At 70.4% G+C, this 22675-nt stretch carries 18 protein-coding genes and 2 pseudogenes; 9 read left to right on the top strand and 11 right to left on the bottom strand.

The annotated features are described in order from the left end of the window. Nucleotides 1–13: 13 nt before the first annotated feature. The 3 genes from CLT74_RS26090 (at nt 14) to CLT74_RS26080 (ending at nt 4537) form a co-directional block, all read left to right on the top strand. Complete coding sequence (locus tag CLT74_RS26090) at nt 14–1051, top strand: ABC transporter ATP-binding protein (protein WP_099849785.1); 1038 nt, start codon at nt 14–16, stop codon at nt 1049–1051. Then, nucleotides 1035–2063, top strand: coding sequence for a dipeptide ABC transporter ATP-binding protein (locus CLT74_RS26085; RefSeq protein ID WP_099849783.1), 1029 nt, complete (start codon nt 1035–1037; stop codon nt 2061–2063). The genes CLT74_RS26090 and CLT74_RS26085 overlap by 17 nt, the downstream gene beginning before the upstream one ends. A 104-nt stretch (nt 2064–2167) precedes the next feature. Then, on the top strand, nt 2168–4537 hold the full coding sequence (locus tag CLT74_RS26080; RefSeq protein ID WP_486582575.1) for a putative bifunctional diguanylate cyclase/phosphodiesterase: 2370 nt from the start codon (nt 2168–2170) through the stop codon (nt 4535–4537). 200 nt (nt 4538–4737) lie between these two features. On the opposite strand, the gene purH is transcribed toward CLT74_RS26080, so the two are convergent. Both purH and purN read right to left on the bottom strand, forming a co-directional pair. Then, the gene (purH, locus tag CLT74_RS26075) at nt 4738–6309 is read right to left on the bottom strand and encodes a bifunctional phosphoribosylaminoimidazolecarboxamide formyltransferase/IMP cyclohydrolase (protein WP_199172427.1); all 1572 of its coding nucleotides are present in this window, start codon (nt 6307–6309) and stop codon (nt 4738–4740) included. 3 nt (nt 6310–6312) lie between these two features. Beyond that, a pseudogene (gene purN, locus CLT74_RS30915) lies at nt 6313–6924 on the bottom strand (phosphoribosylglycinamide formyltransferase); the annotation flags it as partial. Between the two features lie 154 nt (nt 6925–7078). Here purN and CLT74_RS26070 point away from each other — a divergent pair. After that, a complete protein-coding gene (locus CLT74_RS26070) occupies nt 7079–7378 on the top strand; it encodes a CD225/dispanin family protein (protein WP_099849780.1) in 300 nt (99 codons plus the stop codon). Between the two features lie 7 nt (nt 7379–7385). After that, nucleotides 7386–8084, top strand: a complete 699-nt coding sequence (locus CLT74_RS26065; RefSeq protein ID WP_099849778.1) for a DUF4190 domain-containing protein — start codon at nt 7386–7388, stop codon at nt 8082–8084. Between the two features lie 83 nt (nt 8085–8167). Here the strand turns inward: CLT74_RS26065 and CLT74_RS26060 are convergent, their stop codons facing one another. Continuing rightward, on the bottom strand, nt 8168–9460 hold the full coding sequence (locus CLT74_RS26060; RefSeq protein WP_099849776.1) for a cell division protein PerM: 1293 nt from the start codon (nt 9458–9460) through the stop codon (nt 8168–8170). Nucleotides 9461–9638: 178 nt separating this feature from the next. On the opposite strand from CLT74_RS26060, the gene CLT74_RS26055 reads away from it, so the two are divergent. Beyond that, a complete protein-coding gene (locus CLT74_RS26055) occupies nt 9639–9899 on the top strand; it encodes a hypothetical protein (protein ID WP_099849774.1) in 261 nt (86 codons plus the stop codon). A gap of 41 nt (nt 9900–9940) precedes the next feature. Here CLT74_RS26055 and sucD read toward each other — a convergent pair whose 3' ends face one another. The 3 genes from sucD to icmB form a co-directional block, all read right to left on the bottom strand. Then, nucleotides 9941–10828: a succinate--CoA ligase subunit alpha gene (sucD, locus tag CLT74_RS26050; RefSeq protein WP_099849772.1), complete on the bottom strand. Its 888-nt coding sequence runs from the start codon at nt 10826–10828 to the stop codon at nt 9941–9943. Nucleotides 10829–10831: 3 nt separating this feature from the next. Then, on the bottom strand, nt 10832–12010 hold the full coding sequence (sucC, locus tag CLT74_RS26045; protein ID WP_099849770.1) for an ADP-forming succinate--CoA ligase subunit beta: 1179 nt from the start codon (nt 12008–12010) through the stop codon (nt 10832–10834). 541 nt (nt 12011–12551) lie between these two features. After that, complete coding sequence (icmB, locus tag CLT74_RS26040; RefSeq protein ID WP_099849768.1) at nt 12552–12956, bottom strand: coenzyme B12-dependent isobutyryl CoA mutase small subunit; 405 nt, start codon at nt 12954–12956, stop codon at nt 12552–12554. A 471-nt stretch (nt 12957–13427) separates the two neighbouring features. Here icmB and CLT74_RS26035 point away from each other — a divergent pair. After that, nucleotides 13428–14140: pseudogene (locus CLT74_RS26035) on the top strand (M23 family metallopeptidase). Nucleotides 14141–14418: 278 nt separating this feature from the next. Next, nucleotides 14419–15201: a M23 family metallopeptidase gene (locus tag CLT74_RS26030; RefSeq protein WP_099849764.1), complete on the top strand. Its 783-nt coding sequence runs from the start codon at nt 14419–14421 to the stop codon at nt 15199–15201. A gap of 15 nt (nt 15202–15216) precedes the next feature. Here CLT74_RS26030 and pcrA read toward each other — a convergent pair whose 3' ends face one another. Beyond that, a complete protein-coding gene (gene pcrA, locus CLT74_RS26025; protein ID WP_099849762.1) occupies nt 15217–17619 on the bottom strand; it encodes a DNA helicase PcrA in 2403 nt (800 codons plus the stop codon). 335 nt (nt 17620–17954) lie between these two features. Between pcrA and CLT74_RS26020 the strand changes: the two genes are divergently transcribed. Then, the gene (locus CLT74_RS26020; protein WP_486582574.1) at nt 17955–18314 is read left to right on the top strand and encodes a chorismate mutase; all 360 of its coding nucleotides are present in this window, start codon (nt 17955–17957) and stop codon (nt 18312–18314) included. A gap of 129 nt (nt 18315–18443) precedes the next feature. Here the strand turns inward: CLT74_RS26020 and CLT74_RS26015 are convergent, their stop codons facing one another. From CLT74_RS26015 to CLT74_RS26000, 4 genes are all read right to left on the bottom strand, one after another. Then, on the bottom strand, nt 18444–19454 hold the full coding sequence (locus tag CLT74_RS26015; protein WP_099849758.1) for a dipeptide ABC transporter ATP-binding protein: 1011 nt from the start codon (nt 19452–19454) through the stop codon (nt 18444–18446). Continuing rightward, nucleotides 19447–20484 carry an ABC transporter ATP-binding protein gene (locus CLT74_RS26010; protein WP_099849756.1) on the bottom strand — a complete coding sequence of 346 codons (1038 nt, stop codon included), beginning with the start codon at nt 20482–20484 and terminating at the stop codon, nt 19447–19449. The genes CLT74_RS26015 and CLT74_RS26010 overlap by 8 nt, the downstream gene beginning before the upstream one ends. 84 nt (nt 20485–20568) lie before the next feature. Then, nucleotides 20569–21504 carry an ABC transporter permease gene (locus tag CLT74_RS26005; protein WP_099852948.1) on the bottom strand — a complete coding sequence of 312 codons (936 nt, stop codon included), beginning with the start codon at nt 21502–21504 and terminating at the stop codon, nt 20569–20571. Nucleotides 21505–21576: 72 nt separating this feature from the next. Further along, on the bottom strand, nt 21577–22587 hold the full coding sequence (locus CLT74_RS26000; RefSeq protein ID WP_099849755.1) for an ABC transporter permease: 1011 nt from the start codon (nt 22585–22587) through the stop codon (nt 21577–21579). Nucleotides 22588–22675 lie beyond the last annotated feature (88 nt).

Here is a 22675-nt window from a genome sequence, read left to right as displayed (position 1 = left end):
AGAGGCAGGCACCATGAGTCAGCACGCGGTCCAGCCGACGCCGGCCTCCCCCACCCCGCCCGGTGGTCACCTGCTGGAGGTACGCGACCTGCACGTCGAGTTCCGCACCGGCGAGGGTGTGGCCAAGGTGATCAACGGGGTCAGCTACCACCTGGATCCGGGCGAGACGCTCGCCGTGCTGGGCGAGTCCGGCTCCGGCAAGTCCGTCACCGCCCAGGCGATCATGGGCATCCTGGACACCCCACCGGCGCACATCAGTTCGGGCGAGATCCGCTACCAGGGCCGGAACCTGCTGGACCTGCCGGAGGAACAGCGCCGGCAGATCCGGGGCAAGGAGATCGCGATGATCTTCCAGGACGCCCTCTCCGCGTTGAATCCGGTCTTCCCGGTCGGCTGGCAGATCGGCGAGACGCTGCGCCAGCGACTCGGGATGTCCCGCGCGGACGCCCGCCGCCGCTCGGTGGAGCTGATGGACCTGGTGCAGATCCCCGGAGCGGGGAGACGTCTCGGCGACTACCCGCACCAGTTCTCCGGCGGCATGCGACAACGGGTGATGATCGCGATGGCACTGGCGATGGAGCCGAAGGTGCTGATCGCCGACGAGCCCACCACCGCGCTCGACGTCACCGTCCAGGCCCAGATCATGGACCTCCTCGCCGACCTGCGGCGGAACCTGGACATGGGGATGATCCTGATCACCCACGACCTCGGTGTGGTCGCCGACGTCGCGGACCGGATCGCGGTCATGTACGCGGGCCGGATCGTCGAACACGCCGACGTCCGGTCGCTGTACCGGGCGCCCGCCCATCCGTACACCAAGGGGTTGCTGAACTCGATCCCACGCCTGGACCAGCGGGGCGGGAAGCTGTCCACGATCCGTGGCCTGCCACCCAACCTGATGCGGATCCCCAGCGGCTGCCCCTTCCACCCCCGGTGCCCGTACGTGCAACAGGTCTGTGTGGACGTGGTGCCACCCGATCTGGTCCTCGGCGACGGCCGGACCAGCGCGTGCCATTTCGCTCAGGAGGTACGTGATGACCGCGCCGGCTAACCCCACCAAGATCCGCGGCGAGACGCTCCTCGACGTCAACCACGTGGTCAAACACTTCCCGATCACACAGGGCGTGCTGTTCCGCAAGAAGACCGGGGCGGTAAAGGCCGTCGACGGGGTGAGCTTCCAGCTACGCCGGGGCGAGACGCTGGGCATCGTCGGCGAGTCGGGCTGCGGCAAGTCCACCCTGGCCCGGCTGCTGATGCGGCTGGAGAAGCCCACCGCCGGCCGCGCCACCCTGGCCGGCCAGGACCTGTTCGCCGCCTCCGGCGGTGAGCTGCGCCGGATCCGGCGCAACATGCAGATGGTGATGCAGGACCCGTACACCTCGCTCAACCCACGGATGACGGTCGGCGACATCATCGGCGAGCCGTTCGAGATCCATCCGGAGGCCGCCCCGAAGGGCAGCCGCCAACGCCGCGTCCAGGAACTGCTCGACGTCGTCGGATTGAACCCGGAGCACATCAACCGCTATCCGCACCAGTTCTCCGGCGGCCAGCGGCAGCGCATCGGCATCGCCCGGGCGTTGGCGCTGCGGCCCGAGGTGATCGTCTGCGACGAGCCGGTCTCCGCGCTGGACGTCTCCATCCAGGCGCAGGTGATCAACCTGTTGGAGGAACTCCAGGACGAGCTGGGCCTGTCCTACATCTTCATCGCCCACGACCTGTCGGTGGTGCGGCACATCTCCGACCGGATCGCGGTGATGTACCTGGGCCGGATCGTGGAGATCGGCACCGAGGACGAGATCTACGACCGCGCCACCCACCCGTACACCCAGGCGCTGCTCTCCGCGGCACCGCTACCGGACCCGGACGCCCGCGAGCACCGCAGCATCATCCGGCTCACCGGCGACGTGCCGAGCCCGGCGGACCCGCCGAGCGGCTGTCACTTCCGCACCCGCTGCTGGAAGGCCCAGGAGATCTGCGCCATCCAGGACCCGCAGGCGGTGCTGCGCGCCGCAGACCCCCACCCGTCCGCCTGCCACTTCGCCGAACTACGTCCGGCACCATGAAGAATGAATTCCCTCCCTAGTGGAATTCACCGCTCCGATCCTTTGTAGAAGAAACACCCAATGACGGATGTCGCGCCCCTGACCACTCACTAGGGTCTACAGCCGTGACACAGGTGGCGCTACGGCCGACGACGGGCCCCACGGTCGGGGCCACCGCCAGGGACAGCCGGACCGCCGTGCGGTATGTGCAGGCCACCGTCGTGGTCGTCGCCCTCGGCACCGCCTGGTGCGTCGCGAACTTCACCATCGGCGCCGGCACCGAGGCGCTCGCATACACATTCGTGCCCGTGGGCGGGGTCTTCGCCGCCGGGTCCGTCGTACATCTGCTCCGCACCGCCGACCTCGACCCGGTCACCCGACGCTTCTGGCGCGCGCTCCTCGTCGCGGCGGTCACCATCACGATCGGGTACGGCTGGCTGGCGCTGGACATGCTGACGCACGCCGCCGAGGCCCGTACCCGAAGCATGCCGTTGCCGGCGGCGGCCTGCGTGGCGATCGGATTCGTCGTCGCCATCTGGGCAGTCGCCCGGGTGCCCGTCGTCGAGGCCGGCGGTGTCGAGCGGTGGCGCATCCTGCTCGACCGCATGATCGCGTTCCTCGGCTGCACGGCCCTGCTCTGCTACGTGGGGCTGGCCCCGATGTTCGACTCCGCCGAGCCGTGGAGCCCACAGGCGATGGCACTCGTCGGGCTCGCCTTCCTGGTCGCGGTCGGCGCCGCGACGAAGGTGTCCTTCATCGCTGGTGGCCCGGTGGATCGCGTCGCCCTGCGATGCGTCGCGGCCAGCGGCGGCGTCACCGCCGGCATCGTCGCCGTGCTCGCGGTCCGGTACGGGTACGTCGCCGCCATCCCCTCCCAGGCGATCGTGATGCCGCTGACCCCTGTGTTCTTCACCCTCGGCGTCACGGCACAGTGGCGGGCCCAGCTCGGGACCCGGCGCGATCAGGCCCGCAACGGCATGCTCCTGCCGTACCTGGCCGTGGTGGCGGTCGACGTGCCGCTGCTCGCGGTCGCGCTCGGCGCCCCCCTGACCTGGCCGGTCCGGGTGGTCCTGATCGCCGCGGTGGTGGTGACCGCGCTGGTCAGCGCCCGGCAGTTCATCGCCTACCGGGAGAACGCCCGGCTGCTGCGGAACACCCGCATCCAGGAGGAGCGTCTCCAGTACGAGGTCAGCCACGACGGCCTCACCGGGCTGGCCAACCGGGTGCTCTTCCGGGACCGCCTCGCCGCCGCGCTCACCGAGACGACACCCGCGTCGGTGCTCCTGGTCGACCTGGACGATTTCAAGACCGTCAACGACCTGCTCGGGCACGGCGTCGGTGACCGGCTGCTGGTCTCGGTCGCCCAGTTGCTGCGCGCCGAGGTCGGCGACGACGGCCTGCCGGTACGGGTCGCCGGTGACGAGTTCGCCGTCCTGCTCACCGGCGCGGACGCCGACCCCGAGGAACTGGCCGGCCGGCTGCTGGCCGCGCTCGACCAACCGATCAGCCAGCACCGCCTGCTGGTGCAGGCCAGCATCGGCATCGCGGACGCCGCGCCCGGTGCCACAGTCGACTCGGTGCTGCGGGACGCGGACGTCGCCATGTACACGGCCAAGCAGCGCGGGAAGGCAGCCTTCGTACGCTACGTGGACGGCATGGGTGAGCCGGTACTGGCCCACATGCAGCTCGGCGGCGAACTGCGGCGGGCCCTCGACGACAACGAACTGCGTGTCGTCTACCAGCCGATCCTGCGGCTCGACGACAACCGGCTGGTCGGAGTCGAGGCGCTGGTCCGCTGGCACCACCCGACCCGTGGGGTCGTCAGCCCGGCCGAGTTCATCCCGGCCGCCGAGCGGACCGGTCTGATCGTGCCGCTGGGCCGGTTCGTGCTGCGCGAGACGTGCCGCCAGGCGGCGGCGTGGGCACGGGAGTTCGGCCCGGACGCACTCCGGGAGGCGGGCCTGAACGTCTCCGCGCGGCAACTGCACGACCCCGACTTCGTCTCCGACGTGACGGCCGCGCTCGCCGACAGCGGGCTGCCCTGCGAGCGGCTGGTGCTGGAGGTGACCGAGTCCGCGGTACTGCGCGGTCAGCAGGTCTCCCGAACCCTCTTCGAACTCGACCGGATGGGGATCCGCCTCTCGCTCGACGACTTCGGCACCGGTGAATCGTCGCTGAGCCTGCTGCGGGCCTTTCCCGCCTCGATCGTGAAGCTCGACAGGTCCTTCGTCGAGGGAATCGAGATCGACGACGGCCAGGCCGCAGCGGCCGACGCCCGGCAGGCGGTGGCCCGCGCGGTGATCCAACTCGCCCGCGCGCTCGGCCTGGAGACAGTCGCCGAGGGCGTCGAGAGCGCCGCGCAGGTCGCCGTGCTCCGCGACCTCGGCTACACCCATGGCCAGGGCTTCTACCTGGCCCGACCGATGACCGCCGACGGGATCTCCTGCCTGCTGGCCCGACAACGGACCGTGACAGCCATCCGACCGCCGACCTGACCGGCAACTGGCGGGCCGATCTGCGCGGCCGGGGACGTCGACACACTTCCTGGACGGCCCGGATCTCCCACCCGAGGCCTCCAGCACGGCCGGGCCAGCCACAGGTTCGGTCAGAATCTTGGACAGTTTCCGTTAGCCGCTAACGGAAACTGTCCAACATCTCGCCTTCGCATCTCATCCGCTGAGAAACAGGACCGCGCCTAGTGGAAGAAGTGGCGGGTGCCGGTGAGGTACATGGTGACGTCGGCCCGCTTGCAGGCGTCGATCACCTCTTCGTCGCGGATGGAGCCGCCGGGCTGGACGATCGCCCGGATCCCGGCCTCGATGAGGATCTGCGGGCCGTCGGCGAACGGGAAGAACGCGTCCGAGGCGGCCACCGCGCCGCGCGCCCGGTCGGCACCGGCCCGGCTGACCGCCAGACGAGCCGAGTCCACCCGGTTGACCTGTCCCATGCCGACGCCGACCGTGGCGCCGTCCCGGGCCAGCAGGATGGCGTTGCTCTTCACCGCGCGTACCGCCCGCCAGGCGAAGGCCAGGTCGGCCAGGGTCGCCTCGTCGGCCGGCTCGCCGGTGGCCAGCCGCCAGGTGGTCGGGTCGTCGCCCTCGGCGTCGATCGCGTCGCGCTGCTGCACCAGTACGCCGCCGGTGACCTGCCGCCACTCGGCCGGACGCGGCCGGAAATGGGGCGCGCGCAGCAACCGGATGTTCTTCTTGGCCTGGAGCGTCTCGACCGCACCGGCTTCGTAACCGGGTGCCACCACGACCTCGGTGAAGATCTCGGCGATCTGCCCGGCCAGTTCCACGGTGACCGGCCGGTTGACGGCGATGACCCCGCCGAAGGCGGAGACCGGGTCGCAGGCGTGCGCCTTGCGGTGCGCCTCCGCCACGTCCGCGCCGACCGCGATGCCGCACGGGTTGGCGTGCTTGATGATGGCCACCGCGGGCTGGTCGGCGAAGTCGTTGGCGGCCCGCCAGGCAGCGTCCGCGTCGACGTAGTTGTTGTAGGACATCTCCTTGCCGTGCAGCTGCTCGGCCTGGGCCAGCCCGGCCGGACCGGCCGGGTCGGTGTAGAGGGCGGCGGCCTGGTGCGGGTTCTCGCCGTAGCGCAGCACCGACTGCCGGCGCAACGCCAGGCCGGCGAAGTGCGGCCAGCCGTCAGCGGCCGGGGCGACCGACGCGGCGAACCACTCGGCGACAGCCACGTCGTACTCGGCGATGTCGGCAAAGGCACGGGCGGCCAGCGCCCGACGCTGCGCCAGGGTGAAGCCGCCGTCGTCGAGGGCGGCCAGCAGCATCGGGTACGCGCCCGGGTCGGTGACCACGGCCACCGAGGCGTGGTTCTTGGCGGCTGCCCGGACCATCGCCGGCCCGCCGATGTCGATCTGCTCGACGCACTCGTCCTGACCGGCACCGGAGGCGACGGTGTCCTGGAACGGGTACAGGTTGGACACCAGCAGGTCGATCCCGACGATGTGGTGCTCGTCGAGCTGAGCGGTGTGCGCGTCCTTGCGCAGGTCGGCGAGGAGCCCGCCGTGGATGGCCGGGTGCAGGGTCTTCACCCGCCCGTCGAGGATCTCCGGAAAGCCGGTCACCTGCTCCACCGGAGTCACCGGCACCCCGGCGGCGGCGATCGTCGAGGCGGTGCTGCCGGTGGAGACGATCTCCACACCGGCCGCGTGCAGCGCCGTGGCCAGTTCGGCCAGGCCGGTCTTGTCGTAGACGCTGACAAGTGCGCGCCGGATCGGACGCCGCCCGTCCTGGATGGAGTTCACTCCGACCGTGACCTTTCTTCCGATGATCGTCCAACCTTCACGAACCAGCCGGCCCACCTGCTCGACGAGCTGGGCCCGCTCCGCTTCCTTGATGCGTTCGGTGAGCGTGTCGACATCGTCGTCGTCGCGTACCGGCACCGCCACCTGCGCGACGATCGGGCCGGTGTCCATCCCGGCGTCGACGAAGAAGAGGGTCGCCCCGGTCACCTTCACCCCGTAGGCGAGGGCGTCGCGCGGGCCGTGGATGCCGGGGAACGCCGGCAACAGGGTGTTGTGCGTGTTGAGGTACCGGTCGCCGAAGGCGGCGAGGAAACGCGGACCGACAAGCTTCAGGAACCCGGCCGAGATGACCAGATCGGGTCGGTGCTCGGCGACCTGTGCGGTGAGCGCGGCGTCCCACTGGTCGCGGTCCGGATGGTCCTTGACCCGCTCGACGAAGGTCGGCACCCCGGCTGCGGCGGCCCGGTCCAGGCCCGCGATCCCGTCGCGGTCCGCTCCGACAGCGACCACCCGTGCCCCGTACGCCGGGTCGGCGGTCGCGTCCAGCAGAGCCTGAAGGTTGCTTCCGGAGCCGGAGACAAGGACGACGATACGGGCGGACTGGGTCACCGGCACACCCTATCCGGACCGCTGGCGGTGCCCATCCGCTGGGCAGCACGACGTCGCGCACCTGCCGGACTGGCCTGGACCGGGTACGCTGCCGGTCGCTTGGGACCGGCGCATGTCCGGCCCGCACCCGTCAGCGCACAACCGTGAGGAGCATGTAGTCATGCAGCCCGAATACCAGTCGCAGCCACCGCAGCCGGTCGACAACAACATGACAATGTCGATCGTCGCGATCTTCCTGTTCTGGCCGCTGGCCATCCCGGCGATCATCAACGCCTCGAAGGTCAACCCGCTGCTCCAGCAGGGTGACTACGCCGGCGCCCAGGCCGCGGCGGCCGAGTCGAAGAAGTGGTCCAAGTGGGCCCTGATCGTCGGTATCGCCTGGCTCGCGATCGTCCTGGTGTGCTGCCTGGGTGGCGGCCTGCTGGGCTCGATGAGCGGCAGCAACGCCAGCGGTTACTGAGCCTCGGATGCAGCCCGGTCACCCCGGTCAGGACCCGTACGGCCAGCAGCCGCCGTACGGGGACCCGACCACACCACCGCCGGCCAACCCGTACGCGCCACCGCCGGCCAACCCGTACGCGCCGCCACCGGCCAACCCGTACGCCCAGCCGACCGATCCGTACGGTCAGCAACCCCCAGCCGACCCGTACGGTCAGCAACCCCCGGCGCCGGGTCAGCCGGAGGCCCAGCCGCCGGCGTCGCCCGCGCCCTACGACCCGTACGCGCCGCCGGCCGCCGGGCAGCCCCCGGGCTACGGACAGCCCCCGGCGTACGGACAACCGGGCTACGGACAGCCGCCGGCGTACGGACAACCGGGGTACGGACAGCCCTACGGGGACCCGTACGCTCCGCAGCCCTACGGCGGCGCGCCGATGTACCCGAACGCGGGCTTCACCGGAGCGCAGGGCCAGCAGAACACCCTCGGCCTGGTCGCGATGATCCTCGGTATCGCGTCGATCCCGCTGAGCTGCTGCTACCTCGGAATCCCGCTCGGGCTGGCCGCGCTGGTGACCGGCTGGCTGGGCAAGCAGAAGGCCGACCAGGGACTGGCCGGCAACTCCGGCCAGGCGCTCGCCGGCCTGATCTGCGGCGGCGTGGGACTGCTGCTGGGTCTGCTCCAGATCGTGGTGGTGGCGCTCAACGTCGGCGGGTCGATGTACCCCTGACGTGTGCCCTGCCCGCCGCCAGGGGCGTTCCGGTACATCCGGGACGCCCCTGGCTCGTCCGGAGATCCGTCGGGGCGAGAAGCTCAGCTGGCGAGTCGGGCGAGCCATCGCGTGGCGGCGGCACCGAGCAGCGCGCCGCCGCCGGTGACCAGGAGTGCCGCGACGGCCACCTGCCAACCGACCGGCCCGACCTCCGCCAACCGGCCGGCGCCCAGCGGCCCGCCGGAGGCCGCCGCGGCCACACCCAGCAGCAGGCCGGCCACCGGCCCGGCAAGCGCCGCCGGTACGAGCAGCCGCCGCCAGGGCAGCGGTGCCCGCTCGGCGGCGGCCAGTCGGAGCAACCGGCGCGCCAGCAGCCCGCCGGTGGCCATCCCGACCAGGACGGGTAGCGCGAGGACGGTCGCCGCACCGAGCCCGTCGACCGGCCCGCCCGGCAGCCCGGCGAACAACGGCAGGGCCGGCAGCGCGCCGACGGAGACCTCGCTGGTGCGTACCGCCGTGTCGGTGCCGACCGCGAAGCCGGGGCCGAGCAGATAGCTGGCCGACCAGACGCTGACGTTCGGCGCGTACGCGAGGCTGACCATGGTGATGCCGGCCTGCCCGGCGACACCTGTGCGATAGGCACCGATCAGGTCGGCCGCGTCACCGCCACCGGTCGCCACGGCCAGTCCCGCCGCCGCGGCCCCCGCGCCGAGCAGCACCAGAGCGGCGACCACACCGGCCCGCACACCCTCGCGCAGCGGCGTCGGCACCTGCTCGGTGAGAACCTCCGCGACCCCTGTCGTCCGGGCGGCTCCCACGCCGGCCGCGAGCGTGCCGATCGCGACCAGGGTCAGCCCGGCCCGCACCGGCGACACGCCGAGCCCGCCGGTCCCCACCAGCATCGCGGCGAGCGCTCCCAGCAGTGCGTACGCGACACCGACCGCCGTCGCGACGGAGAGCGTACGGCCCGGCGACCGCCCGCCCCGCGCACCGACGGCTCGGCTGGCATGCACTCCGGCCCGGGTGAGCCGCCACACCGCCAGCGCGGTGACGGCCAGCGGAGCCAGGCCCAGCGGACCGGTGGCCGTGGCCAGGGGCACCCCGTGCCCGAGCAGCCATCCCGCTGCCCCTGCCCGCGCGGCGTCGAGCAGGCTGCCGGTGCCCTCGCTGAGCTGGAACAGCCAGAGCGCCAGCGCCACCGGCAGCCAGGTGGTGACGGCCGCCCCGACGGCGGCGACAAGCGCGGCGACCGCGAGCGGCGGATGGCTGCGACCCGAGGGTCCCGCCCGCGCAGCGGGCACCCGACGCGGAGGGCCGGCCCGACCGGGTGGCCGGGCACCGGCTCCCCGGGCGTCGGTGGCCCGGCGAGGCTGGTCAGGGGTGACAAAGGACATCGGCTCTACTCTGGCATGCCGTGCCAGCGCCGGCTGCCCGACACCCGCCCATGGTCGACGCTCAGCGCGGCGGTCCGGACCAGTTCGCCTGATCAGGCGTGGACGGGCACCGGCTCCTCTAGCCTCGGCACAGGGGCCGTGACCGACGTCGCGGCAGCATGTGACAGTAAGGGGAGTCGTGAACGCTCCATATCCACCACCCCCGCCGCCGCCCGCCGGCCGGGACCGCACGACCCTCTGGGGCGTGCTGGGCATCGTGACAGGTGTCCTGTGCTGCGGCATCCTCGGCATCGTCTTCGGCTGGTTGTCGATCCGCGACGCGCGCCGGTACCGCCAGTCGCCGGTGCTGGGCTACGTGGCCATCGCGCTCGGCGTGGTGAACATCGTCGTCAGCCTGATCCTCCAGGCGACCGGAAACTACCCGTACTGGAACCGCTGAGGGGCCGACCGACAGGCCGGCCCCTCAGCGGGTGTTTCCGCTCAGCCAGCGGACATGATCTCGCGCATCAGGTTGGCCGTCTCGGTCGGCGTCTTGCCGACCTTCACACCGACCGCCTCCAGCGCCGCCTTCTTCGCGTCGGCGGTGCCCGCCGAGCCGGAGATGATCGCACCGGCGTGCCCCATGGTCTTGCCGGGCGGGGCGGTGAAACCGGCGATGTAGCCGACCACCGGCTTGCGCACGTTGGCCTTGATGAACTCGGCCGCCCGCTCCTCGGCGTCCCCACCGATCTCACCGATCATGACGATGGCGTCGGTGTCCGGGTCGGCCTCGAACGCGGCCAGCGCGTCGATGTGGGTCGTCCCGATGATCGGGTCACCGCCAATGCCGACACATGTCGAGAAGCCGATGTCCCGCAGCTCGTACATCATCTGGTAGGTCAGCGTGCCGCTCTTGCTGACCAGACCGATCCGGCCGCTGCCGGTGATGTCCGCCGGGATGATGCCGGCGTTCGAGGAGCCCGGCGAGGCGATGCCGGGGCAGTTCGGGCCGATGATCCGGGTCCGCTCGCCCTTGGCCACGTTGTACGCCCAGAAGGCGGCGGTGTCGTGCACCGGCACCCCCTCGGTGATCACCACGGCCAGCGGGATCTCGGCGTCGATCGCCTCGATGACCGCGCCCTTGGTGAACTGCGGCGGTACGAAGATGACAGTGACATCCGCGCCGGTGTCCTTCATCGCGTCCGCGACGCTGGCGAAGACCGGCAGTTCGGTGCCGTCGAAGTCGACGGTGGTGCCCGCCTTGCGCGGGTTGACACCGCCCACCACGTTCGTGCCGGCGGCGAGCATCCGGCGGGTGTGCTTGGAACCCTCGGAACCGGTCATCCCCTGAACGATGACCTTCGAGTCCTTGGTCAGCCAGATAGCCATGTGTCAGACCCCCGCAGCCGCCAGCTCGGCGGCCCGCTCGGCCGCGCCGTCCATGGTGTCGACCCGCTCGATCAACGGGTTGTTCGCGCCGTCGAGGATCGCCCGACCGGCTTCGGCGTTGTTGCCGTCGAGGCGGACGACGAGCGGCTTGGTGACCTGCTCGCCGCGCTGCTCCAGCAGTTCCAACGCCTGCACGATGCCGTTGGCGACCGCGTCGCAGGCGGTGATGCCGCCGAAGACGTTGACGAAGACGCTCTTGACCGACGGGTCGGAGAGCACGATCTCCAGACCGTTGGCCATGACCGCGGCGCTCGCGCCGCCGCCGATGTCGAGGAAGTTCGCCGGCTTGACGTTGCCGTGCCGCTCACCGGCGTAGGCGACCACGTCGAGGGTCGACATGACCAGGCCCGCACCGTTGCCGATGATCCCGACCTCGCCGTCGAGCTTGACGTAGTTGAGGTCCTTCTCCTTGGCCGCCTGCTCCAGGGGGTCCACCGTCGCCTGGTCGACGAGCGCCTCGTGGTCCGGGTGCCGGAAGCCGGCGTTCTCGTCGAGCGAGACCTTGGCGTCCAGCAGCAGCAGCTTGCCCTCGGCGGTCTTGGCCAGCGGGTTCACCTCGACCAGGGTGGCGTCCTCGGCGACGAACGCCTGCCACAGGCCGACCGCGACCTCGACGACCTGGTCGGCGACCTCGGCCGGGAAGTTGGCCGCGTCGACGATCTCCCGCGCCTTCGCCTCGTCCACGCCCTTGACGGCGTCGATGGGTGCCTTGACGACCTTTTCCGGGGTCTCGGCGGCGACCTGCTCGATGTCCATGCCGCCGGCGACACTGGCGATGCAGAGGAACGTACGGTTCGCCCGATCGAGCAGGTACGAGAAGTAGTACTCCTCGGCCACGTCCGCGGTCACGGTGATCATGACCTTGTGGACGGTGTGACCCTTGATGTCCATGCCGAGGATGTCGGTGGCGCGGGCCACCGTCTCCTCCGCGCCCTCGGCCAGCTTGACGCCGCCCGCCTTGCCTCGTCCGCCGACCTTCACCTGTGCCTTGACGACCACCCGGCCGCCGAGGCGTTCGGCGATCGCGCGGGCCTCCTCCGGGGTCGTGGCGACGCCGCCGGCGAGCACGGGAAGCCCGTGCCGCTCGAACAGGTCCCGCCCCTGGTACTCGTACAGGTCCACGATTGCGCGTCCCGTCCCGTCTCTGCGGCGCACCGTCGCGCCGCCACCAGCGTATGGAAAGAAAACAGTGCGATGCCCGACATCAGTTGAAGTTGACGCGGGCCGTCGAACCCTCGCCACCGCAACCACGCGCCGCAGCCGACCTGACGGTCCGGCCCGCAAGGGGAGGTCGGAAAGGGTTCATTGGGCGCAGCCTAGCGATGCCGGCACATCCGGCAACCGAGCGGGTGCGCGGTGTGCGGTAATGCACAACCCGGCTGACGGTGGGTCACCGACGGGGCACCGATCAGGGCAACGGGCCGGGCGACGTCACCCGTTCGAGCGATCTTGCCGGACGGAGGACGGTTCTCGGCGGTCCCGCGTAACCCCGCAGGAAGGGCATCGTTGAGTCAGGTGTCGGAGCGCTGGAAAGCGCAAGGACGGAAACGGCCGATGCCCTGTCGGTCGAGGGGTGGCGGCGGGGCATCGTGCATAGAGGGGCCGGACGTGTGAGGGGTGCGTCCGGCCCCTCCCCTGTGCTCAGGCACACCGGCTGGTGTGCTCAGGCCACCGGCTGGGCGACGTTGTCCCGGACCCACTCCACGATGGACGTGGTGGTCGCACCCGGCGTGAAGATCTTGGCAACGCCGAGCCGCTCCAGCTCCGGCAGGTCGGCCTCCGGGATGATGCCGCCACCGAAGACCACGATGTCCCGGGCGTCCCGCTCGTCGAGCAGCTCCAGGACCCGGCGGAACAACGTCATGTGCGCCCCGGAGAGCACCGAGAGACCGACGGCGTCGGCGTCCTCCTGGATCGCGGTCTCCACGATCTGCTCCGGGGTCTGGTGCAGGCCGGTGTAGATGACCTCCATGCCGGCGTCGCGCAGGGCGCGCGCCACCACCTTGGCACCACGGTCGTGGCCGTCCAGGCCCGGCTTGGCGACGACGACCCGAACACGAGAGCTCATCTGGGCATCCCTTTCACCGGCTCAGCGGCAATCACCTGAACGAACGGTAACCCGCCCGACCGGGGCCGGGGAACCGGGGCCGGCAGGACGAGCGGCAGACGACGTTCGGCGTCGGCGTCGGCACGGCATCCCCCGCCCCTCACGCAGGCACCACAATCACCTCACGCAGAGGTACGACCCGACACCCGGCGCGTCAAGCGGGACGACTCCGCCGAACGGTCACGGTGTGCGACGAACGGAGGATAACGAGGACACCCCACCACACCCCCGAGCCATGACAATCTCGGACGGAAACGGACAGAACGTTGCAAGCAATTCGGCGCTCCGGCTTGTGACAGGACTGACGGTTGGCTACCGTGTCCACGGTTGTCATCAGGTCTACGGACGGGTGACGACGCGAACAGCCGACGCACGGTCATCAGATCCGGACGACGGCTATCCGCATCGGAACCCCGACAACGGAGGGTGTGCGTGCGCCAGCGCCTGTCGTCTGAGCCCGATCGATATCGCGGCCGCCGCCGCGTACCCACCCCCCACGCAGCCGCTACGCCGCGGTTGTCACCACCGCCTTCGTCGGTGCCGGTGTGGTGGCACTTGGGGCCAACGCCATGCCGGACGCCAAGAGCGTCAGCCCGTCGGTGCTCGACGAGCTGAAGCAGGCGTCGATAAGCAACCAGGGCGCGGCCGAGCGGGCCGACGCCGCCGACCGGGCCTCCCGGGACAGCCGCAACGGCCCGGAGAGCGCCGAGGAGAACGGCGTCTGGCTGCTGCCCCTCCAGGGCTACGACTTCAACTCCCCCTACGGCATTCGCTGGGGCAAGCTGCACACCGGCGTCGACCTGGTGGCGCCGGAGGGCACGCCGTACGTCGCCATCCACGAGGGCACCGTCACCAAGGCCGGCTGGTTCGGCGGCTACGGGCACGCGGTGATCGTCCAGCACGCCGACGGCAGCGAGGCCATCTACGGCCACTCCTCCGCGCTCAACGTGCGCGAGGGGCAGCAGGTGAAGGCCGGAGACCAGCTCGGACTGGTCGGCAACACGGGCCACTCCTACGGCTCCCACCTGCACCTGGAGATCCATGTCAAGGGCGAGCCGCTCGACCCGGTGCCGTGGCTGCAGGAGCGCGGAGTGGACATCAAGCTACAAGTCGAAGCAATCTACAGCGAGGTAGCCGCGTCCTGACCGGCCGTGACGCCCGTTGACCGCCCGGATCGATCGATCCGGGCGGTTTCGCTTTCCGGGCCGGTGACGTAAGTGTCCCAGCTCACAGGCGAGAGTGTGACTGGCGACACAACAGGTGGTCGAGCCAGCATCGGGCAGTCGAGGACAGCCGCGCCCAGAGGTGGACAGCGGCACCGACCACCTCACCCGCCGCCCGCACCCCCGGTACCCGGCGCCGGGCGGACCGACACCAGGATTTCGAGGTCACGTACCACTCGAAACCAGTGAGGTCCGTACCCGTGCCTGACGACAACCCCACCACGACCCGCAGCATCCCCCACACCCCGGCCCGCCACCGGCGAACGCTGAGCCGGCGCTCTCGTCTCCTGGCGGTCGGTGCGGTCGCCCTGGTGGGGCTCGGCGTCGCCGGTGTCGTCATGACCGACCGCGACGACCAGCCGACCACCAGCCCGGTCGCCCTGGACACCCAGGACCGGGCCGCAGCCGCCGAGCGGGCCGACCGCTCGGCCCGGCAGCCTGCCACCCTGGGCAGCCCGTCGCCGAGCCCGACCACGAGCCCGACCGCGAGCGCCAGTCCCACCGGGAAGCCCAGCCCGAAGCCGAAACCCCGCCGGACCGCCACCGCCACGGCGAAGCCGAAGAAGAGCGCGAAGCCGAAGTCGTCCTGGGTCATCCCGATGGCCGGCGGGGCTATCACCTCCTGCTACGGGCCCCGCTGGGGCACCCTGCACGCCGGCATCGACTTCGCCATGCCCGCCGGCACCCCGGTGCGCGCCGCCTTCCGTGGCACCGTGACCAAGGCCGGCGACGCGGGCGACGGGTACGGCATCTCAGTGGTCATCGACCACGGCAACGGCTACCTGACCCACTACGCCCACCTGAGTACCGCCAGGGTGAGCGTGGGCGAGCAGGTAGGCACCGGGCAGACGATCGGCCTGGAGGGCTCCACGGGCGACTCCACCGGCCCGCATCTGCACTTCGAGGTGCACCAGGGCCAGATGTGGAACCAGATCGACCCCGCGCCGTTCCTGCGCGCCCGGGGCATCGACGTGGCCTGCTGACCTCCTGGGCCCTGGTCAGATCTTCTCGATCGGGGCGTGTCGCAGCACCAGCCACAGCGTCTGGTCGCCGAAGTCGATCTGCGCCCGGGCGCCCGGGCCGTGCCCCTCCACGGCCACCACCCGGCCGAGGCCGTACCGCTGGTGGTTCACCCGGTCCCCGGCGGACACCTTCGGCCCCTGCGGCAGCTCGCTGGCGGTGGCCAGCCGGCTGCCGTCCACCCCGAGCTTGCGGGCCAGCTGAACCGCCCGAGGCGTACCGCCGGCGAAGCCGCCACGCCCGCCGGGTGCCCGGTCCGCGCGGCCCCCCACGCCGCCGCCACCGCCGCCCCACGAGGTGTACGAGCCTTCGGTCCGCTCCCAGCGGACCAGCTCGGGCGGTAGCTCCTCGACGAAGCGGGACGGCGGGTTGTAGGACGGCTGGCCCCACGCCGACCGGGTCACCGCCCGGGAGAGGTAGAGCCGCTGCCGGGCCCGGGTGATGCCGACGTACGCGAGCCGACGCTCCTCCTCCAACTCCCGGGTGTCCCCGAGCGAGCGCAGGTGCGGGAAGACGCCGTCCTCCAGGCCGGTCAGGAACACCACGGGGAACTCCAGGCCCTTGGCGGTGTGCAGGGTCATCAGGGTGACCACGCCCTGATGCTCGGGATCGTCGGTGGGCACCTGGTCGGCGTCGGCGACGAGGGCGACCTGTTCCAGGAAGCCGGCCAGGGTGGCCCGTTCCCCCTCCGCGCCGGTCGCCTCGATCCGCTCGGTGTACTCGCGGGCGACGCTCACCAACTCCTGGAGGTTGTCGACCCGGCCCGCGTCCTGCGGGTCGAGGCTCTCCTCCAGCTCGGTCAGGTAGCCCGAGCGGGTCAGCACCGCCTCCAGGACCTCTTCCGGGGTACCGTCGACGGCCAGCTCGCGGGCCGCGTCGAGCAGTGCCACGAAGTCGGCGATGCCGTTCGCCGCCCGGGTCGAGATGCCGGGCGCGTCTCCGGCCCGGCGCAACGCCGCGCCGAAGGAGATCCGGTCCCGACTGGCCAGCGCCTCCACACATGCCTCGGCGCGGTCGCCGATCCCCCGACGCGGGGTGTTGAGGATCCGACGCAGGCTGACCGTGTCGTCGTCGTTGACCACCGAACGCAGGTAGGCCAGTGCGTCCCGGACCTCCTTGCGCTCGTAGAAGCGCACCCCGCCGACGACCTTGTACGGCAGGCCGAGGCGGATGAACACCTCCTCGAAGACCCGGGACTGCGCGTTGGTGCGGTAGAAGACCGCCACGTCGCCCGGCCGGGTCTCCCCGTCGTCGACCAACCTGTCGATCTCCCGGGCCACCCAGTCCGCCTCGGCGTGCTCGGTGTCGGCGACGTACGCGACGATCGGTTCACCCGCACCGGCGTCGCTCCACAACCGCTTCGGCTTGCGGGACGTGTTGCGGTCGATCACCGCGTTCGCCGCGTTCAGGATGGTCTGGGTGGAACGGTAGTTCTGCTCCAGCAGGATGGTGCGGGCGTCGGTGAAGTCGCGCTCGAACTCCAGGATGTTGCGGATCGTCGCGCCCCGGAAGGCGTAGATCGACTGGTCCGCGTCGCCGACCACGCACAGCTCCGCCGGGGCGAGACCCTCCGTGCCGGAGACCAGCTCCTTGATCAGGACGTACTGCGCGTGGTTGGTGTCCTGGTACTCGTCGACGAGCACGTGCCGGAAACGGCGGCGGTAGCTCTCCGCGACGTGCGGATGCGACTGGAGCAGGTGCACCGTCGTCATGATCAGGTCGTCGAAGTCGAGCGCATGTGCCTCACGCAGCCGCCGCTGATAGAGGGCGTACGCCTCGGCGAGGGCCCGTTCGTTTGGCCCACTGGCCCGCGCGGCGAACATCTCCGGGTCGACCAGCTCGTTCTTCAGGTTGGACACCTGGGCGGCGAGGCCGCGCGCCGGATAGCGCTTCGGATCCAGGTCGAGCTCGCGGGCGACGAGCTGCATCAGCCGGCGTGAGTCGTCCGCGTCGTAGATCGAGAAGGTGGACTTCAGACCGGCCTGCTCGTGCTCGGCCCGCAGGATCCGCACACAGGCGGAGTGGAACGTGGAGACCCACATCAGCCGGGCCCGGGGGCCGACCAGGGCGGTGACCCGGTCCTTCATCTCACCGGCGGCCTTGTTGGTGAAGGTGATCGCGATGATCTCGCCGGGATGCACATCCCGCGCGGCGAGCAGGTAGGCGATCCGGTGGGTCAGCACCCGGGTCTTGCCGGAGCCGGCACCGGCCACGATCAGCAGCGGCGAGCCCGCGTGGGTGACCGCGTCCCGTTGCGGGCCGTTGAGTCCCTCCACCAGCTGCGCCGGATCGAGGCGGCCGGGCACCGGCCGATGGGGCGGCAGCGCCCGGGCAGGCTCGGGCTCGGGCGGGGACGCGGGGATGTCGAAGAGAGGATGCATCGCACGGCGAGTCTATGCCGCCGCCCGGACATCCCCCGCTGACGGCACCGCCCGATGCCGTGACCACGCAGCACCGTCGGGAGGGCGGTTCTTCCCGACAGGTGAGCGGACGACGGCTTTCTTCGGCGTTTCCTTGCGCGCCGGCCCGGTGCGGCGGCATACTCGACGGCGTGTTCGACACGCGCTTCTACTTTTACTACGGCTCCGGGAGTCCGGCAGCCGTAGGTCGCGCCTGATCGATCAGACCTACGAAAAGCCCCGGGCTCTCGAAGCCCGGGGCTTTTCGCGTCCCGGGATCCGGGCACCGGGCACCACACCGCGAGAGGTACCCGAAGATGACAGACGTGATGGAGCAGAACGGCGGCGCGAACGGGTCCGGCGCGATCTCGAACGGGGCCGGTTCCACAGGTCCAGCGGGGAGCGTCCCGGCCACCGGCACCACCGAGCCGGACGCCGCCAGCCGGATCGCCGAGATCCGGGTACGGATCGACGAGATCGACAGCTCACTCATCGAGTTGTGGCAGGAGCGGGCAGCGCTCTCCCGAGACGTCGGTGCGACCCGGATGGCCTCGGGCGGCACCCGGCTCGTCCTCTCCCGCGAGCAGGAGATCCTGGAGCGGTTCCGGGCCGCCCTCGGCGCGGACGGCACCCAACTCGCCCTGCTGCTCCTCCGAGCCGGCCGCGGCCCCCTCTGATCCGTCCGGGTGCGGGTGTGGACCGGGGCGCCGGCTGCTGGTGACGGCCGACGCCCCGATCACTGAGGAGGCACTACCTTCACCGCCGCTCCCGCTGCGGATGGACGGAAGCCGGCGGCGTCTGTGGGGCTACTCCGACGCGTGCACCACGTCGCGTACCTCGGCGAAGTGGCAGGCGCTCGGGTGGCCCGACTTGTCCCGGACCTCAAGCGTCGGCTGCTGCTCGGCGCAGATGTCCTGGGCCTTCCAGCACCGGGTACGGAACCGACAGCCGGACGGCGGGTTGGCCGGCGACGGCACGTCACCGGTCAGCACGATCTGATCCCGGAGCCCGCGCAGCTTCGGATCCGGCACCGGCACCGCGGACAGCAGCGCCTGCGTGTACGGGTGGGTCGGCTTGTCGTAGATCTCGTCCTCGGTGCCGATCTCGATGATCTTCCCGAGGTACATGACCGCGACCCGGTCGGCGATGTGCCGGACCACCGACAGGTCGTGGGCGATGAAGATGTACGACAGCCCGAGTTCCGCCTGGAGCTTCTCCAACAGGTTGATCACCTGGGCCTGGATGGAGACGTCGAGCGCGGAGACCGGCTCGTCACACAGGATGATCTCCGGGTTGAGCGCCAGCGCCCGGGCGATGCCGATGCGCTGCCGCTGGCCGCCGGAGAACTGGTGCGGGTACCGGGTGATGTGATCCGGGTTGAGACCGACCAGATCCAGCAGTTCCTGCACCTTGGCCCGCCGCTTGCCCTTCGGCACCACGTCCGGGTGCACCTCGAACGGCTCGCCGATGATGTCACCGACCGTCATCCGCGGGTTCAGCGAGGTGTACGGGTCCTGCATCACCAGCTGGATGTTGCGCCGCCCCCGACGGCGCTCCTCGGCGCCGACCTTCGACATGTTCTTGCCCTGCACGAACAGGTCGCCGGAGGTCGGCGTCTCCAGCCCGACGAGCATCCGGGCCAGCGTCGACTTGCCGCAGCCGGACTCGCCGACGATGCCGAGCGTCTCGCCCCGCCGCAGCTGCAGGTTGACCCCGTCGACCGCCTGGACCGCACCGTACTGCTTCTTGAAGACGATGCCCCGGGTCAGCGGGAAGTGCTTGACCAGGTCGCGGGTTTCCAGCACCACATCACTCATCGCCCTTGACCTCCTTCCAGAAGTGGCAGGCAGCCGTCCGGCTCGGCGACACCTGGTACAGCGGTGGCGCCGGATCCTGCCGACAGACCTCCTGTGCGTACCGGCACCGGGGGTTGAAGGCGCAGCCCGGTGGGATGTTCGTCAGCATCGGCGGCAGGCCCTTGATGGCGCTGAGCTCGTGACCCTTGAGGTCCAGGCGCGGGATCGACTCCAGCAGACCCTTCGTGTACGGGTGGGCGGGGCTGGCGTAGATGTCGTTCACGCCGGCTTCCTCGATGACCCGGCCGGCGTACATGACCGAGATCTGGTCCGCCACGTCGGCCACCACACCCATGTCGTGGGTGATCAGCACCAGGCCCATGTTCCGTTCCCGCTGCAACTCGGCGAGCAGCGCCATGATCTGCGCCTGCACAGTCACGTCCAGCGCGGTGGTCGGCTCATCCGCGATCAGCACCTCGGGGTCGAGCGCCAGCGCCATGGCGATCATGACGCGCTGCCGCATACCGCCCGAGAACTGGTGCGGGTAGTCGTTCACCCGCTGCTTGGCCGCCGGGATCTTCACCAGGTCCAACAGCTCGACGGCACGGGCCTTGGCGTCCTGCCGGGACATGCCCCGGTGCTTGCGGAACAGCTCGGCGAGCTGGAACCCGACGGTGAAGACCGGGTTCAACGCGGAGAGCGCGTCCTGGAAGATCATCGCGATCCGGTTGGCGCGCACCTTGCGGCGCTCCGACTCCGGCAGCTTGAGCAGGTCGACACCCCGGTAGAGGATCTCGCCGCCGGTGATGAAGCCGGGCGGGGTGTCCAGGATGCCCATGATCGCCTGAGCGGTCACGCTCTTGCCGCAGCCGGACTCACCGAGGATCGCCCGGGTCTCGCCGGCCCGCAGGTCGAAGCTCACGCCGTTGACGGCGTGGGCGATGCCGTTGCGGGTACGGAACTCCACATGCAGGTCCTTGACCTGCAGCGGCAGCGCGTCGGGGTCGACACCCGCCAGCGCATCGATCTTGACGTTCACATCAGTGCTCATACCGGCACTCCGCTCGCTCCGTGCCCTCGTGAGGCACCGTCGCCCTGGGCTGATGACTCGCTCGCTGAGACTCGCTCATCGGACTCACCGGAACTTCGGGTCGAGGGCGTCACGCAGGGCGTCACCCATCAGGATGAAGGACAGCACCGTGCCGACCAACAGACCGCAGGGGAAGAGCAGCAGCCACGGGTCGTCCAGGAAGTAGACCTGGTGAGTGCTGATCATGATGCCCCAGGACTGCGCCGGCTGCTGGAGCCCGACACCGAGGAAGGTCAACGTGGCCTCGGCTGCGACGAACGAGCCGAGCACGATGGTGGCGTACACGAGCATCGGGGCGATCGCGTTCGGCAGGATGTGCCGGAACATCAACCGGGAGTTGCGGGCGCCGACCGCCTTCGCGGCGTGCACGTAGTCCAGGTCCTTCGACGAGATGACGCTGCCCCGGATGATCCGGGCGATCGTCGGCCAGGCCAGCAGGAACAGCACCGCGGTGATGGTCCAGATGTTCTGCCGCTTGATCACGGTGAGGAAGACGATCGCGCCGAGCAGGAACGGCAGCGAGAAGAAGATGTCCATCACCCGGGAGATGACCGCGTCGACCCAACCGCCGTAGTAGCCGGCGAGCAGGCCGAGCACCCCACCGAACAGCACGATGCCGCTGGTCGCCATCACCGCGATCACCATCGACGGGCGGGCGCCGTAGATCGCGTGCGCGTAATAGTCACAGCCCAGCACGTCGAAGCCGAAGGGGTGCTCCCCGCTCGGCGAGACCCGGGACCGGTCGGTGCTGCACGCCCGCGGGTCCTGGCTGGTCCAGAGCTTCGGGAAGGCCGCCATCGAACCGACCGCGAGGATGTACAGAAGGGCGATCACGAAGACCGGGTCGCGCAGCAGCTGCCGCCGGGCGTCCGCCCACAGGCTCGCGCTGCGCTCCTTGCCGCCCGGCGCGTCAGTCGTGGGGCCGTCACCGGCCACCGGCGCACCGCCGACGGCGGCGCCCGCGCTCGTCAGGTCACTCATGTCCACACCTCGTTTCGCTCCACCCGGCCACCAGGAACGGTGGGAAGACAAGCGTCCGCCACCGTGGTTCGGTCACTCATAGCGGATCCTCGGGTCGAGCACGGCGTACAGCAGGTCGACAAGCAGGTTGGCGACAAGCACGACAAGCACCAGCATGGTCACCACGCCGACCACCACCGAGGACTCACCGGTACGCGCCGACAACGTCACCAGTCGGCCGATGCCCGGCACGTTGAAGATGGTCTCGGTGACGACCGCGCCGGCCATCGCGGCGCCGATGTCGACACCGAGGAAGGTGATCACGGGGATCAGCGAGTTGCGGAGCGTGTGCACGCCGATGACGCGCTTGTTGGTCAGACCCTTGGCCTTGGCCGTACGGACGTAGTCCGCCCGGATGTTCTCCATGATGCTGGTCCGGGTCAGCCGGGCGGTGGTGGCGAGCGAGACCGCGCCGAGCACCATCCCCGGAATCACGAGACTGGCCAGCGGATAGTCGGGCTTGAATCCAGGCGTGAAGACGCCGACGGAGATCAGGTCGGGAATCCAGTCCTGGCCCCGCAGCACGTTGCCGAACTTGACCCCGACGAACTCCCGGACCACCAGGCCCAGCACGAAGATCGGCACCGAGATGACGAAGACCGTGCTGATCTTCACCATGTAGTCGGTGAAGCTGCCGCCCCGAAGACCGGCGAGCACCCCCGCCGCGATACCGACGACCGCCTCGAACACGATCGCGATGACCAGCAGCTTCAAGGTGAACGGAATGGCATCGGCGACCAGTTCGGTGACCTCCCGCTGGCGCAGGTTGATGCCGAAGTCGAAGTGGAAGAAGATGTTCTGCAAGCGGTCCAGGAAGAGCCCGAAGCAAGGGTTGCCCCGCTGGTCGAGACACGGGTCGGCGTAACCGAGCCGCTCGGTGATCGCCTGAAGCAGCGCAGGGTCCGGCGTCCGGTCCCCGAACAGCGCCCGGACCGGGTTCCCGCTGAACTGGATCGCCAGCGAGGTCATGTAGTGCAGGAGGAACATGGTGCCCAGCACGGTGGGGATGAACTGGAGCAACCGTCGAATGACGTAGCGCCCCATGACGGGGTCTCCTCTCGGCGCTGACGTGGCGGCAACGATCACCCTGTTGGGGTCACCGTTGCCGCCACGTCGTATTACGGCAGGATCA

The sequence above is a fragment of the Verrucosispora sp. CNZ293 genome (genome assembly GCF_002754655.1).
The sequence above is the reverse complement of the archived record's forward strand: the minus strand, read 5'-3'. Positions and strand labels throughout refer to the sequence as shown.

What these genes read in the sequence shown, in the direction of transcription:
- CLT74_RS26090 (WP_099849785.1), top strand. Translation starts at nt 14, where the DNA reads ATGAGTCAGCACGCGGTCCAGCCGACGCCGGCCTCCCCCACCCCGCCC.
- CLT74_RS26085 (WP_099849783.1), top strand. Translation starts at nt 1,035, where the DNA reads ATGACCGCGCCGGCTAACCCCACCAAGATCCGCGGCGAGACGCTCCTC.
- CLT74_RS26070 (WP_099849780.1), top strand. Translation starts at nt 7,079, where the DNA reads ATGCAGCCCGAATACCAGTCGCAGCCACCGCAGCCGGTCGACAACAAC.
- CLT74_RS26065 (WP_099849778.1), top strand. Translation starts at nt 7,386, where the DNA reads ATGCAGCCCGGTCACCCCGGTCAGGACCCGTACGGCCAGCAGCCGCCG.
- CLT74_RS26060 (WP_099849776.1), bottom strand. Translation starts at nt 9,460, where the DNA reads ATGTCCTTTGTCACCCCTGACCAGCCTCGCCGGGCCACCGACGCCCGG.
- sucD (WP_099849772.1), bottom strand. Translation starts at nt 10,828, where the DNA reads ATGGCTATCTGGCTGACCAAGGACTCGAAGGTCATCGTTCAGGGGATG.
- icmB (WP_099849768.1), bottom strand. Translation starts at nt 12,956, where the DNA reads ATGAGCTCTCGTGTTCGGGTCGTCGTCGCCAAGCCGGGCCTGGACGGC.
- pcrA (WP_099849762.1), bottom strand. Translation starts at nt 17,619, where the DNA reads ATGCATCCTCTCTTCGACATCCCCGCGTCCCCGCCCGAGCCCGAGCCT.
- CLT74_RS26020 (WP_486582574.1), top strand. Translation starts at nt 17,955, where the DNA reads ATGACAGACGTGATGGAGCAGAACGGCGGCGCGAACGGGTCCGGCGCG.
- CLT74_RS26015 (WP_099849758.1), bottom strand. Translation starts at nt 19,454, where the DNA reads ATGAGTGATGTGGTGCTGGAAACCCGCGACCTGGTCAAGCACTTCCCG.
- CLT74_RS26010 (WP_099849756.1), bottom strand. Translation starts at nt 20,484, where the DNA reads ATGAGCACTGATGTGAACGTCAAGATCGATGCGCTGGCGGGTGTCGAC.
- CLT74_RS26005 (WP_099852948.1), bottom strand. Translation starts at nt 21,504, where the DNA reads ATGAGTGACCTGACGAGCGCGGGCGCCGCCGTCGGCGGTGCGCCGGTG.
- CLT74_RS26000 (WP_099849755.1), bottom strand. Translation starts at nt 22,587, where the DNA reads ATGGGGCGCTACGTCATTCGACGGTTGCTCCAGTTCATCCCCACCGTG.